A 12,879-nucleotide genomic window follows, 5' to 3' on the forward strand; every position below is an offset into this window, starting at 1 on the left:
AACCCCACAGAAAAATCGGCGGAAATCCCCCGTTCCAATCATGGGAACCGTTGATTCCAGTGAGCGGGCAATGAAACTGGAAATGATCAGCTTGCCGGATCCTGACTGCTAAAAGCAGTCAGGGGCAGTGAGACAGCACGCGGAAGAAGTGGCTTCAGAAAAAGCGAAGCCTCCGGTCATAATGAGGAGCGAGCCATTGACCTCAAAACACCGACAGGCCGAGATCTACAGAATGGTGATGCCGGGTCACATCTGCCCATATGGCCTCAAATCGCTCGACCTGCTGAAACGCAATGGGTTTTCCGTCAGGGACCATCATCTGACGAGCAAAGCAGAGACGGAAGCCTTCAAGGCAGAGCATGGCGTTAAGACAACGCCACAGACCTTCATTGACGGAAAACGTATTGGCGGACATGACGATCTTGTCGAATTTTTGGGTGGAACTACGGCCACCAAAGACACCGTCACCTACCAGCCGGTCATTGCACTTTTCGGGATGGCAGCACTCATGGCACTGGCGGTCGGCTGGATCGCCGAGGGCCGCATTGTCCCGGTTCCTGCCATCGAGCGTTTTATCTCCACCGCCATGTGTCTTCTGGCGCTGCAGAAGCTGAAAGATGTCGAGGGGTTCTCGACGATGTTCCTGAACTACGACCTGCTCGCGCAGCGATGGGTTCCTTATGCGTATATCTATGCCTATGCCGAAGCTCTCGCAGGTCTGCTGATGCTGGCAGGTATCATGATGTGGCTTTCCATTCCGCTTGCGCTCTTCATCGGAACGATTGGTGCCGTTTCCGTTTTCAAGGCCGTTTATATCGACAAGCGCGAACTGAAATGCGCCTGTGTCGGCGGCGACAGCAATGTGCCATTGGGTTTCGTGTCGTTGACCGAAAACCTGATGATGATCGCCATGGCTGTGTGGATGCTGTCGAAAACCGGGATGGCGATGCCTTGACCAGAATGCAGGCTCTTTCTCTGAAGGAGTTCTAAAAGAACCGTTTGTCCCGAAACGTCGCCACGTCTCCGGGCCAGAAGTAGATAAAACAGACAGAAATCGATCAGTGTTTCTGAGTCATCCAGAGGAACGAGCATGGCAGCGCAACACGATGATGAAGACGGTCATGATCATGGCCAGACCGTAACCTCCGACAACGAACGCCGGATACGCTTCGTCTTCATCTTTACCGCAGGCTATGCGGTGGTTCAGGCCATCGGAGGCTGGCTGTCCGGGTCTCTTGCTCTCATTGCCGACTCTGGCCACATGGTTTCCGATGCGGCGGCTCTCCTCCTGGCCCTGATTGCCTATAGGGTTGCGCGACGGCCGGCCGATGGCACCCGGACTTATGGCTTCCATCGGGTGCGCGTCCTGGCGGCTCTGGCAAACGGGGCTACGCTCTTGCTGCTTGTTGCCTGGATCACCTGGGAGGCCATCCAGCGCTTCAACCAGCCGGTCGAGGTGCTGGCCGGACCAATGCTGATCGTTGCTACAATCGGGCTTCTGGTGAACCTTGCCGGTGCCTGGATCCTGTGGTCGGGCAACAAGGGCGATGGCAACCTGCGCGGCGCCCTGTTGCATGTGATCGGCGATCTTCTAGGTTCGGTTGGGGCCATCGCCGCTGCGATCGGCATTATGCTCACCGGCTGGTCCTTCCTTGATCCGCTGCTATCCGTTCTGGTTGCGGTGCTTGTCGTCAGGTCAGCATGGGCGCTGGTCTCGGACTCGATCCGCGTCTTGCTGCAGGCTGTCCCCAAAGGTCTGGATGCAAGAGCGGCAGAGTTGGCGCTGGCAGAACTCGATGAAGTTGACGAAGCCGCGCATTTTCATGCGTGGACACTCACCGACGACACCGTCGTTGCTACGGTGCATGTCACTCCGGCTACAGGAGCAGACACTCTTTCTTTGCCTCGGATTGTCGCAGACTCGCTCAAGAAGAAATATGATATTGATCATGTAACTGTGCAGGTGGACCCGCCGGGCGAACTTTGGCGGGGTGAAAACCTGTAGAAATAAGTGCCAACCATTTTGCGGCAGTTGTGGCTGGCTTCTGATCGAGAAACGGGGCCGTAACCTCGCTTGGGAGGGCCTAGAGGTGGCCCTCTCAACTTGGAGCAGTTCGCGCGTCTTTTGTTCAATTGCCGTCGAAACGGCGGCTGGCCGATCGAGAGCTCCGCCTGTCGTCACTAACTAGTCCGGCTAAACTATCCCACGCTCCCATGGCCTGCCGCGAGATTCAGCCCTCCTGTCTGCCTTGGAACAGTGCGCCAGCAACTCAGTGGGGTGATATCCATCCTCGAGCAGCGAAGCGGCTTCGCGAACCATAGCGATTGGCTGGACCATAGCGCAGGCCATCCTCTTCGAAATACGCCAGAGAGCCCAAAAGCCAGGCTCGATGCCAACGCGACTGCGCGAACAGCTTTCGCAGCCAGCGCGGAAAGACATAGCCCGTATAGCCTGAAAGGTAGAGGTGCAGTAGTACCTCTCCTGCCAACTGTTCAGTGCCGGTTGGATAAATCCTATGCATCCTTGCCGGTCGGCACGACAGCAAACCGGTCGGCCGCGAGCGAAGTCTCATAGACGGTCTGCCCGTCTTTCTCATAGTTACTTTCCGCGATCCGTCCCCGGACATGCACCAGATCACCGGGCTTCAGGTTTTCCTTCAGCCAGGCAAAACCTGTGGTGCTACGTTCAAAGAGAGTGACGGTGTTCCAGTCGGTGCGCTCGCGCAACTCGCCGCTGTCCTTGTCGCGCCAGCTGTCGGTGGCCGCGATGCTGACCTTCAGCACCTTGCCGCCTCCGAGTTCGGTCCGGCGCCCCACATAGCCCTGAATCTGGAATTCGGCATGGGTGTACAACATCTCTGTTCTCCTCGTTACGATACTGATTTCAAAGGCTCGCACCGCGGGCGGTTCTATTTCCCGAGACGGCGGGCCCTTTCGGCAACCCGCACGATCTGACCACCAGCGGCCATGGCGGCGGTTTTCACGGCGGGGGCGTTTTGGGCGATCTGGCGGCCAACCATCTCTCCGGTGCTGAGACTGCCCGTCCTCTCGCGCGCTCGGACGCCCGGGGTGTTCATCATCCCGCGTGTCATCGCGGCGGTGCCCGCTGCCACCGCCGGCGCAGCAACCACCATGAAATTCCCCGAAAGCCCACGCACGATCAGAGGCGTCGCAGCGACAAAGCCCTTGGCGAGGAAGACGATGACGAAAAAAGGCACCAGCGATCCGATATTGGTCGCCGAAGCCGGATCTCCCATCTGCGTGAGCAGCGCGTTCGCCATCCCAACCACAGTCGAGAACATTGCGGCGATCACAACCGGATAGAAGGCATAGCTGACAGTGGTCGAGACCCAGCGATGGAAGAAGTCCTTCGTCGCGTCAAACAGCGACAGCGCGATCATCACCGGCGCGAGGCCCAGCATCAGCGAGAGCATCATTTTGGCGAAGATCAGCACGATCCCGGTCATAAAGCCGAGCAGGCTCAGAAGGATCAGCCCGATGCCACTCAGGATCGCGCCGGCCATCCAACCGAGATTGTTGCCGATCGCGTTCAGATAGCCGGTGAACTGTTCGATCAGATTGTCGAACTCCGCCGCAAAATGCGTTGCGCCTGCGCCACCACCGCCAACCGAGGCAACCAGCGCACCCGCAATGTAATCCAGACCGCCGATCACCGCATTGGCAACAGCGTTGAAATGGGTCCAGTTGAAGGCAAAAAAGCCGATCAGGGTCAGCTTCAGCAGGTACCAGAAGAAAGTGGCCCCATCCATGCTGCGATACTGGAAGGCCATGTTGATACAGAGCCCGATCAGGGACAGGGTCACCATCAGCAGGGTGATCGTGCCGATATTGCCCGCCACCGCCCCGAACTGCGATTCCGCAGCAGAGGCGAGAAAGCTATCGGCGGAACCGACCATCCAGCTGACGACGCCCATTACCAGTTGCCCTGGGCTTCGCAGATCGCCTGGACAGCATGGCGCAGATCATTGGTCTGCCGTCGGAGGGCGCGTTGCGTTTGCGTGTGCTCCGGCGCAGAAATGTCTGCGAACCGCTCGGTGTATTCGGCGGCGGCGGCCGCCCAGTCCGGGAACCGGATTTCACAGGAGCAATCCTCGCTCTGCACAATGGCCTCCCAGGAGCGCAGCTCATAGAGGCCCATCAGGGTCAGGGCTTTGTATGCCTCGCGCGGATTGACCTCTTCGACCCAGATCGGTCGCGCGGGCCGGTCATTGCAGATCCGGTATCGCTGCGGCTCCATCGTCACCGTCAGATCATTGGTGATCGGAGTCTGGGCGAGCGCCGGAAGCGCGGTGGCCGCGAAGACAGCGGCAATGCAAAGATTGCGCATGGGATTCCCTTTCATCATTCGGCGACAAGGCGGGTTCGGGTGGCTGCCTCGCCCGTGCCGGGCAGGTAGAATTCGGTGATGCCGCGCGCGCCTTCATGGCGGCCTGCCTGGATGATCACGTCGATCGAGCCCTCGATATAGGTGATCATATCGGCATAGGTCATCGGCAGGTCGGTCTTCAGGGCAGCAATGGCAAGGCGGCGGACCGCGAGCTGCGGGGTCTCGGCATGAAGGGTGGTGAGCGATCCACCATGGCCGGTGTTGATCGCCTCGAGGAAGGTGAGGGCCTCCTTGCCGCGCACCTCGCCCAGCACGATCCGGTCGGGCCGCATCCGCAGGGTCGAGGTCAGCAGGGCATCGGCACTGCGCATCTCTGACTCCCGGTCCGAGATCAGCGTCACCACATTCGGCTGCTCGGGCCGCAGTTCGGCCGCCTCCTCGATGGTCAGAATGCGCTCTTCGACTGGAACAAGGGAGAGGATCTTGCGGGCCGCGACGGTCTTACCGGTCGAGGTGCCGCCCGAGACGATCATGTTGAGTTTATTCTCGACGCAGAACCGCAGCGACGCTTCGATATCGCCCGAGGCGACGACCGTGCGCAGCGCGAGATTGCGTTCCTTGCGCAACCCCTCAAGGCTTCGTTCACGCCCGTAGAGAAACCCGAAACTGATCTTGTCCAGGGGCAGGGAGGAGAAGAAGCGCAGCGAAATGGAAAATCCACCCTCGACCGCTGGCGGCTGGATCACCTGCGCCCGGATCGGCCGGTCGCCCCAGGTGATGCTGACCGAGACGATGGGCTTGCGGGCGCTGAGCGTGGTGTTCGCAGCCGAGGCGATCTGATTGCCGAGGTCGCGGATTTCCGTGAGCGAGAGCGGGCGCCCGAGATCCCGCATAAAATGATCGCCCTGGAACTCGCCCCAGATCCTTCCATCGGGGTTGATGCAGATCTCGATCAGATCCGGGCGGCGGATCGCGTCGCCGAGGCGGGCGAGGGAGGCTTCAAGATAACTTGCCGCCATCAGAGGATCTCCAGATCGTGGTCGACCATGACGGTAATGCGGGTGCCCTGCGGCACGCGGATCACCGGGCGGATCGACAGGTAGTCCTGCATGACGCTGCGGCTGGCATCGCGCAGATCGCCCGCAACATCGCTCGCAGCTTCCGATGTGGTCTCGCCGTCGATACTGGCCGCTGCCGCTGCGGGCACCGCTCCGATCAGAGAAATCAGCGCCGCCGAGCCGAAGCGCTGGCCAAAGCGGGTGTCGACATCGCCGGTGACACCGGAGCGCCCGAGTTCGTCCCCGCCGAATGCGCTGATCGCAACCGTCTGGTTGTCGGGAAGAATGATGCGGTCCCAGCCGACCATGACACGGGACTGCGCCAGCGAGACCTCGGAGCGGTAGCGCCCGATCAGTTGCGCGCCGCGCGGGATCAGCACACGGGTGCCGTCAAAGGAATGCACGTCCTCGGAGACCACGGCGCGGATCACGCCCGGCAGGGTGCTGTCCATCGCAGTCTCCAGCACGGCCTGGATCATCGTACCCTGCACGACGGTATGGCCTGGATTCACGATCAACTCGGCACGGGTCACCGGCGCAGGCGCTGCGCCGCCGCGGACAAAGGCCTCATCGGGGCTGAGACGAGCGGCTTCGACTGCCGTTTCGCCTTCAGCCCCGCCGCCCATCCCGGACCAGGCCAGCATGGGCGAATTCACCCGCGCTTCGCGTGCGGCAGCCTCCGCGGCGCGACGACGTTCCAGCTCGGCAAGTCGCGCATCTTCCTCGCCCTCTCCCTGCGGTCCGAGGCGTGCGATTTCCAGATCCATGCGGATCCGCTCCAGCTCGCGATCCCGCTCGACCAGTTGGCGCTCTAGGGCGGCGCGTGCCTCCGCTGAGCTCGCTTCCAGTGCCGCCATCTGTGCCGTCAGATCGGTGATTGCCGCCTGCGCTCCAGGATCCCCGGTCTCTACCGGGCGTGCACGAAGCTCCTCGAGTTCGCTCTGAAGTCGGGCAAGGGCTTCGCGCAATTCGAGTTCGGCAGCACTTGGCCCTTCCGGAACCGGGGCAGGGGCGGGCGCAGGTTCCGGGGCCGGCGTTCGCGGGAACTCTCCAAAGCCCGAACCCGCCGTCTGGAATTCTTCAGCGGCAGCAGTCGGCATACTGGGTTCTGACTTTGGCTGCATCAGCATCCAGCCCAGACCACCGACGGTCAGGATGGCGACACTGCCCAGAAGAGCCGTGAAGAGGGAAGGGCGGGCGCGGGCTTTGCGTTTGCCGGTTGACGCTTCGATGGCTGCAAGGCGGGCGGAGAGATCGTCGGGCTCGCTGCTCATGACGCGGCTCCGTTCTCGGCATCCGACATGTCCTGGATGCAGATCACTTCCTCACCGAGACGCAGCACCCATTGGCGGTGGACTCCGGAGACGCGGATCACGCCTTCGTCCTGCGCCACCGAATTTACCGTGCGCTCGCGGCCGCCCGTCCAGCGGAAGATCGCCGGGATCGGCGTGTTCCGCGGGAAGCGGAAGTAGGTGAAGGTGCCGTCATCCCAGACTGCGGTCGGCGTAAACTCGGTCTGGCTGCTGGCCGCATAGTTGCTGTTCGGCGCGCCGGCAGCCACGGCATTCGCCACTGGCGTGGTGCTGTCCGGATAGCGGAACTGAACGACATAATGCGGGGTCTCGCGCACCTCGACCACGTGGAAATAATAGGAGCGCCGGTTGGTGTAGACGGTGATATTGGTCGCCACCCCGGAGGCCACCGGCTTGATGGCAAAGGCCCGGCCGCCCGGAACACCGTCAAACTGGAACCCGGCGGTGTCGCCGGCAATGATCGAGCGGATGGACTCGCCCTCGCCGAACTCGACCGAAGTGACCCGGGTCAGGTTGGTGACCACCCGGTAGACCTGACCCTCGGTCCAAGTGGCAATCCGCACCCGACGGTCATGACCACCCGGGCGCGGCGTGGTTTCCGCGAGAGCGGGAAAGGCAGCCATGGCAATGAGTGCCGCGGCCAGAAGCCGGGAAGGCGAGGTGAGGCGGGGCAGGGCGCTTGGCCTGAAGCGGTTCATTCCGACCGGTCCGATCTGATGGCATATTGGGTCACGGTGAAGCCGAAGGGGTTCTGCCAGACATCATCGATGCTGCGTGCCCGCTCGGGCCGGAACTCGAACATCAGCGTTGCGGTGAAGAGGCCGACCTGACCGCCCTGCGGGCTCGTCAGACGTTTGCGCAGCCGGATCTGCGCCCGGTTCTCGCCGATCAGGGTGATGCTGGCGATCTCGACTGCCATCTCAGCAGTGGGCCCATAGCGCGTCGGTGGGAAACTCTCCTGCCCGCTGGTCCACATCGCCCGCATGCCGGCTTCGGCCGCACCCGCCGATTGCGCCAGAACCCGGTTCACCCGCAGATCATTGTCGAGCTGGTTGTAGGTCTCTCGATCCAGAATGTAGCGGTAGATCTGGGACTCGATCACCGCCGGGCGCTCGGATAGCCGCACGGCCTGCACCGTGGCATTGGGCAGGGCGAGGCCGCTTTCCGGATCATAGGGCACAACGACAGGCAGCGGGGGTTCCACAAAGATCGCGACAGCGGCGGCCGCCAGACAGCCGAGAACCCCAAAGCCCGCGCCCGCGATCCCGATGACCCGCCACTGCCGTTCCCGGCGCAGAGCACCATAAACTAGCTCTTCCTCGACCACATCCCGGATGCTCATCGTCGGATCCGCCGCGCTCACTCGAGGCTCGGCATGGTGAAATCCATGTAGCGCCGCTCTTCGGCGATGGTCGCGGCATCGACCACGCCCGCATTGCCCGCACCGATGGTCTGGATCGCCTCCAACTCCCACATGCGTGTCATGGCAATCGCGAGTTCCGCTGTGACACGGGTATTGTGGTCCATCGAGGCCTTCAGATCCTCCATATCGGGAATCATCGCGACCAGACGTTCAACCCGGGCGAGCGACTGCGCGGCTTCCTCGTGACTGTTCTGGGCCGCCGCCGAGAGCACGGCACCGGTGGTTGCCCGCGTGGCGATCCCCTCGGCACCGGGATTGCCGCTGGTTGCGATCTCGCGCAGGGAATCCTCGTCAAACCCCGCACTTGCGAGCGCCGCCTGCATCTGACTGCGCATCGGCCCGGCGGTCACGCCGAGCAGGTTGCTCCAGTCGCCTTGCTGGATGCCACGGATCAGACCGGGGATGTCCTCGAACTTGGCCTCAAGCAGCTGATCGAGGTCACCGCCCATGAGTAGACCAAGGATCTCGCGCGGCCCGGTCAGCGAGGTATACATGGTCTGGAGCTGGTCGAATTGCTGCTGGAGCACATCGAGTTGCTCGAGTGCATTCTCGAAGATATCGCTCTGGATGCCAAAATCCTCCAGCATCTGCTGCAGCTGGCGGATCTCCTGGGCGATGTTCTGGGTATCAACCGTGGGCACACCCTGCGCGGAAGCACCGGTGGCGAGGCCGAGGCAAAGGGCAGTGCTGATCAGCAGATATCTCATCGCAGATCCTCCATTGTAAAATCCATGAACCGCCGCTCGGCCGCCTGGGCTGCGGCCAGTGCCAGCTGTTCATCGCTGAGGGGTTGGGTTTGCGCCGCCTTCAGGCGGGTGCGGATCGCGACGATCCGCGCCAGTTCGGCGCGCGCATAGGTGTTGAGGGCGAGGGATTCCTGTACGTCTTCCGTTTGGCTGATAAGACTTATTATGTCATGCAAGCGTTGTGCCGCGGCCTGAACTGACACCATCGAGTAGTCGCCATAGACGCCGGATCCATGCGCCGAGAGGCTGAAACTCGCGTTCGCCAGCAACACCGGATCGATGGTCCCGAGCGCATCCGGACCGCCGACCATGGCGAGGTAGCGGTTGTACTGCGCCGGGATCACCACGACATAGTTCTGGGTCTCGGCGAAGGGCGGCACGCCGCTGTATTGCTGCACGCGCCCCGGCCCGGCGTTGTAGGCCGCGAGCGCATGGATGATATTGCCATCGAACATGGCGAGCATCTGCGCCAGATAGCGCGCGCCCCCGGTCACCTGCAGGTAGGGATCGTCGTAGTATTCCGGATTGATCCCCAGATCGCTGGCGGTGCCGGGCATGATCTGGGTCAGACCGAACGCACCCACAGGGGAACGCGCTCCGATCTGGAAGCGGCTTTCCTGCCAGATCAGCGCCTGCAACAGGCAGCGCCATTGCACTGGTGTCAGGCCGGCACGCGAGACGCCGGAAAGAGAATGGGTGTCGCGGGCCGCGCGGATGATCAGTTCCTCGACCGTCTCCCGAGCGTCCCCGAAGAGCCGGCTGGCGGCAGGATTACCGTCGTCAGTTGCATAGACCGCCACCGCCGCCGTCTCTCCCCCATTCCCGGCCTCCAGTGCTGCCACCGTCGCGCGCACGGACGGGCTAGCACCTGTGGTCACCGCGCCCAGAATGCTCTCGAGCGAGACGAGCTGCTGACGCTCGATTTCGGCCAGCTCCTCTTCCCGGGCTAGTCGGTCCCGTTGCAGGGCGATGTCACGATCCCGCTGCGTGATGGTGGCCGCAGTTCGGGCAATCGCCTGAGCATCAACCGTGGGCACGCCCTGCGCCGCCAGGGGCTGCGCCAGCGACATGCCGATCAGAACCTGTGGCAGAAGCCTGACCATGGCTTCAGTCCACCGCGCCGAGCAGAGTAAAGGAACAAGGATCTGATGCCCGCGCGACCTCGCCGCCCATGGTCGAGACCGTGACACCAGTTGGGTGCTCCGCAAAGCTGAAGCAATTGGCCCGTGGGGCCTGCCCGCCCGCGCAAGCGGCGAGGAGCAGGAGACTGCCGAGGACGGGAAGATGGGTAAACCGGAAACCATTTACACGAGACATCACACTACACCTTCCAGAAATCAGGGCGGTCGCGGTAATCCGCCCCCACGAGTTGCTCGCCCTTCTCCATGCCGCCAAGGACGGTCACGAGAGGGCCGAGGGCTGAGAGATCGGCGTCGATGACGACCGAGCCACGGTCGTCGCGCACCAGCGCCAGTCGCGAGGCTGTGCCGACGCCCAGAAGGACATCGAGTTCCTTTCCGCTGAGACCCAGCATGGCATAGTCGGCCGCGCTGGCGCGGATGTTCGGCAGCAGGATCTGGGTCGGCACCGCTTCGACGATGGTCTTGCCGGTCCGGGTGCGCTCCAACTGGCTAGCATACTGAGTCATCATCACGACGACGGCGTTCTGCTTACGGGCCGTGACCAGCCAGTTGCTCAAGCGATCCGCAAAATAGGCATTGTCGAGCGCCTTCCAGGCCTCATCGATCAGGATGACGGTCGGGCAGCGGTCCTCGATCACCCGTTCCACGCGCCGAAAGAGATAGGAGAGCACTGCCATCCGCTCTTGCTCGCTTTCGGAATCGAGGATGCCGGTCAGATCAAAGCCGGAGACTTCGCCGCCGAGCGAGAAGCTGTCTTCCGCATTGGCGCCGAAGATCCAGCCGTAGCGGCCAGTCTCGGTCCATTCCTGCATCCGCTCGAAGAGATCGCCATCATCATCCGTGGACACCAGCAACGAAGCAAAGTCTGACCAATTGCGCAGCCCGGCGTGATCGGCGCCGGCGTTCTGGCGCACCACCTCCTGCAGCCGATTGGTTTGCACCGGCGTCAGGGGCCGGTCGCGACGTTCAAGCAATGTTGCGAGCCAGTCTGTCAACCAGGCCTGACCGCGATTGTCGATCTCGGTCTGGAGTGGATTCAGCCCGGTGGGCTTGCCAGCGCGGACGGTTGCATAGCTGCCGCCAAGCGCGCGCACGGCCATTTCCATCCCGGCGCGGTAGTCGAAGATGAAGAGGCGTGCCCCGGCCCGCCGCGCCATGGTCATGAGGAATGCCGCCAGCACCGACTTGCCGGAACCGGGACGGCCGAGGATAAGGGTATGCCCCCCGGTTGGCTCCTTGTCCGGCGATCCCTGTTCGTGAAAGCTGAACCGAAACCCGCTGCGCTCGGGCGTCGGGAAGAGGGCAATCGGTACGCCCCAGGGCAGTTCCGGCCCTGTCTTGCCGAGTGGCGTGCGGTGGAAGGTCGCGAGATCTGCAAAATTGTGGTTGGTGATCGCTGCCTTGCGGCTGCGCGCACCGGTGTTGCCCGGATGCTGCGCCATGTAATGCGCACGCGACCCGAAGCCTTCCGAGATCAGGTTTATGCCGGAACTGGCCGAGATGTTGCGGATCTCGGCGCAGACATCATCGAGATGGGCGCGGCTTCGGGCATAGACCGCCACGGTCATATGGTGCTCGCCAAAGATCAGGCGCTTCGATTCCAGATCGTCCTGCGCCAGCTCCAGCTCTTGGGCCAGACTGACCGCGCCGTCATTGCTGGCCTGCATCAACCGCAGCTGGCGCTTGATCCGGCCCGCCATGATGTTCGAGTTGATCGGTACGAAGGAATGGGTGACGACCATGTCGACCGGCAGGTTCAACTCATCGAGCATCAGGCTGTCGGTCTTGGCTGGATAGTTCTTCACCGCGAAGATCGCGCCGAACTTCTCGCCCACTGCCCCATCGGTGAGGTGGATCTCCGCGCCACGGAAGGTCACGCGGGTATTGGCGACGTCTTCGGCGAGGATACCGAGGCGCGAGGCCGGGAAGAGCGGGTGTTCCTCGCCGGTGTTGAGGCTGCCGAGGAAACCGAGCAACTCGCCGCTCTCGGCCGAGAGCAGACGCGGCTTCAGGTCGGCGAAGCTGGACAGGAGGAATCCCACCACCTCATCGAGCTTGCGCAGGCGGCGTGCCGTGTCGGCGGCAAGGCGGCTGCGGGACAGGTTTGCCGCGAAAGGAATGCGACTGCCGGGATCGGGGCGCTTCAGGACAGAGAGGGTCAGGGTCTTGTCGCGCAGGCCGCCTTTGGCCAGGTCTGACTGCCAGCGTGCATCGACCGCCGCCGCAAAGCCCTCGCCCGGAATGGGTGGCAAGCCGGTCTCGACCGCCTTCGAGACCTTGTGCAGAAAGAAGGAGAACTCGGTCCCGACCTGCGCCACCACTCCGGCAAGAATGGCGCCGATGCGATCCAGATGGCTGTCCTCGGTGGTGGTGCTGTTGACCCCTTCAAGCCGGAGGCATTGCATCAGCTCATTGCCCCGCGTGCGGATAGTGGTGGCGTTCACCAGGCTGACATAGGGCAGCATATGCGCCAGCCGCCGCTCCTTCCCGGCCCACTCCGGCAAAGCAGCAAGCGGGTTGTCGGGTAGGTCGATCTCGGCGGACCGAACGGCAATCGTGTCACGGGGCATAGCTGTCACCCCCGTGCTGCTTGCGGTTCCGCGTCGGCGGCGTTTCCTGCAGAGTGATCACCAGCACGTCGAGGAAATGCGGATCCCAGTCTGCGGCCTTCCACAAGAGCGGCCAGGAGATCCCGGCCGCCACGGCGATGATCCAGTTCTGGATCCAGAGGAACAGCATCGACGAGCCGAAAAGCCAGACCATGGCATACATGATCGGCAGCCCCAGCAATTTGGGGGGCCGCAAAAGGCCGATGAAGACGCGCGATTGTTCCGCCATGGATCTTACCC

General features: G+C 62.6%; 13 protein-coding genes. 2 read left to right on the forward strand and 11 right to left on the reverse strand.

The features are described from left to right. The first annotated feature begins 181 nt into the window (after positions 1–181). Both JC607_RS21920 and JC607_RS21925 read left to right on the forward strand, forming a co-directional pair. A complete protein-coding gene (locus tag JC607_RS21920) occupies positions 182–955 on the forward strand; it encodes a MauE/DoxX family redox-associated membrane protein (protein WP_198838909.1) in 774 nt (257 codons plus the stop codon). A 135-nt stretch (positions 956–1,090) separates the two neighbouring features. Beyond that, on the forward strand, positions 1,091–2,005 hold the full coding sequence (locus tag JC607_RS21925) for a cation diffusion facilitator family transporter (RefSeq protein WP_174213102.1): 915 nt from the start codon (positions 1,091–1,093) through the stop codon (positions 2,003–2,005). Between the two features lie 509 nt (positions 2,006–2,514). Here JC607_RS21925 and JC607_RS21930 read toward each other — a convergent pair. From JC607_RS21930 to JC607_RS21980, 11 genes are all read right to left on the reverse strand, one after another. Beyond that, on the reverse strand, positions 2,515–2,856 hold the full coding sequence (locus JC607_RS21930) for a single-stranded DNA-binding protein (protein WP_174213103.1): 342 nt from the start codon (positions 2,854–2,856) through the stop codon (positions 2,515–2,517). A gap of 53 nt (positions 2,857–2,909) precedes the next feature. After that, positions 2,910–3,935 (reverse strand): type IV secretion system protein, encoded by a 1,026-nt coding sequence (locus JC607_RS21935; protein WP_174213104.1) that lies wholly within the window; start codon positions 3,933–3,935, stop codon positions 2,910–2,912. Next, on the reverse strand, positions 3,935–4,348 hold the full coding sequence (locus JC607_RS21940; protein WP_174213105.1) for a hypothetical protein: 414 nt from the start codon (positions 4,346–4,348) through the stop codon (positions 3,935–3,937). The genes JC607_RS21935 and JC607_RS21940 overlap by 1 nt, the downstream gene beginning before the upstream one ends. A 14-nt stretch (positions 4,349–4,362) precedes the next feature. Further along, entirely contained in the window at positions 4,363–5,367 is a 1,005-nt protein-coding gene (locus JC607_RS21945; protein ID WP_174213106.1) for an ATPase, T2SS/T4P/T4SS family, read from the reverse strand. Continuing rightward, positions 5,367–6,680, reverse strand: a complete 1,314-nt coding sequence (locus JC607_RS21950) for a TrbI/VirB10 family protein (protein WP_174213107.1) — start codon at positions 6,678–6,680, stop codon at positions 5,367–5,369. The genes JC607_RS21945 and JC607_RS21950 overlap by 1 nt, the downstream gene beginning before the upstream one ends. Then, a complete protein-coding gene (locus JC607_RS21955; protein WP_198838904.1) occupies positions 6,677–7,417 on the reverse strand; it encodes a TrbG/VirB9 family P-type conjugative transfer protein in 741 nt (246 codons plus the stop codon). Before JC607_RS21955 ends, JC607_RS21950 begins: the two co-directional genes overlap by 4 nt. After that, positions 7,414–8,061 (reverse strand): virB8 family protein, encoded by a 648-nt coding sequence (locus JC607_RS21960; protein ID WP_174213108.1) that lies wholly within the window; start codon positions 8,059–8,061, stop codon positions 7,414–7,416. Before JC607_RS21960 ends, JC607_RS21955 begins: the two co-directional genes overlap by 4 nt. 17 nt (positions 8,062–8,078) lie before the next feature. After that, entirely contained in the window at positions 8,079–8,849 is a 771-nt protein-coding gene (locus tag JC607_RS21965) for a type IV secretion system protein (protein WP_174213109.1), read from the reverse strand. Next, complete coding sequence (locus JC607_RS21970) at positions 8,846–9,991, reverse strand: lytic transglycosylase domain-containing protein (RefSeq protein WP_174213110.1); 1,146 nt, start codon at positions 9,989–9,991, stop codon at positions 8,846–8,848. Before JC607_RS21970 ends, JC607_RS21965 begins: the two co-directional genes overlap by 4 nt. Positions 9,992–10,209: 218 nt before the next feature. After that, positions 10,210–12,600, reverse strand: coding sequence for a type IV secretion system protein B4 (locus tag JC607_RS21975; RefSeq protein WP_174213111.1), 2,391 nt, complete (start codon positions 12,598–12,600; stop codon positions 10,210–10,212). Continuing rightward, positions 12,590–12,868, reverse strand: a complete 279-nt coding sequence (locus JC607_RS21980; protein ID WP_174213112.1) for a type IV secretion system protein VirB3 — start codon at positions 12,866–12,868, stop codon at positions 12,590–12,592. Before JC607_RS21980 ends, JC607_RS21975 begins: the two co-directional genes overlap by 11 nt. Between the last annotated feature and the right edge of the window lie 11 nt (positions 12,869–12,879).

The organism is Paracoccus sp. IB05 (genome assembly GCF_016405985.1).
Lineage (GTDB): Bacteria > Pseudomonadota > Alphaproteobacteria > Rhodobacterales > Rhodobacteraceae > Pseudogemmobacter.

What these genes read in the sequence shown, in the direction of transcription:
- JC607_RS21920 (WP_198838909.1), top strand. Translation starts at nt 182, where the DNA reads ATGAGGAGCGAGCCATTGACCTCAAAACACCGACAGGCCGAGATCTAC.
- JC607_RS21925 (WP_174213102.1), top strand. Translation starts at nt 1,091, where the DNA reads ATGGCAGCGCAACACGATGATGAAGACGGTCATGATCATGGCCAGACC.
- JC607_RS21930 (WP_174213103.1), bottom strand. Translation starts at nt 2,856, where the DNA reads ATGTTGTACACCCATGCCGAATTCCAGATTCAGGGCTATGTGGGGCGC.
- JC607_RS21935 (WP_174213104.1), bottom strand. Translation starts at nt 3,935, where the DNA reads ATGGGCGTCGTCAGCTGGATGGTCGGTTCCGCCGATAGCTTTCTCGCC.
- JC607_RS21940 (WP_174213105.1), bottom strand. Translation starts at nt 4,348, where the DNA reads ATGCGCAATCTTTGCATTGCCGCTGTCTTCGCGGCCACCGCGCTTCCG.
- JC607_RS21945 (WP_174213106.1), bottom strand. Translation starts at nt 5,367, where the DNA reads ATGGCGGCAAGTTATCTTGAAGCCTCCCTCGCCCGCCTCGGCGACGCG.
- JC607_RS21950 (WP_174213107.1), bottom strand. Translation starts at nt 6,680, where the DNA reads ATGAGCAGCGAGCCCGACGATCTCTCCGCCCGCCTTGCAGCCATCGAA.
- JC607_RS21955 (WP_198838904.1), bottom strand. Translation starts at nt 7,417, where the DNA reads ATGAACCGCTTCAGGCCAAGCGCCCTGCCCCGCCTCACCTCGCCTTCC.
- JC607_RS21960 (WP_174213108.1), bottom strand. Translation starts at nt 8,061, where the DNA reads ATGAGCATCCGGGATGTGGTCGAGGAAGAGCTAGTTTATGGTGCTCTG.
- JC607_RS21965 (WP_174213109.1), bottom strand. Translation starts at nt 8,849, where the DNA reads ATGAGATATCTGCTGATCAGCACTGCCCTTTGCCTCGGCCTCGCCACC.
- JC607_RS21970 (WP_174213110.1), bottom strand. Translation starts at nt 9,991, where the DNA reads ATGGTCAGGCTTCTGCCACAGGTTCTGATCGGCATGTCGCTGGCGCAG.
- JC607_RS21975 (WP_174213111.1), bottom strand. Translation starts at nt 12,600, where the DNA reads ATGCCCCGTGACACGATTGCCGTTCGGTCCGCCGAGATCGACCTACCC.
- JC607_RS21980 (WP_174213112.1), bottom strand. Translation starts at nt 12,868, where the DNA reads ATGGCGGAACAATCGCGCGTCTTCATCGGCCTTTTGCGGCCCCCCAAA.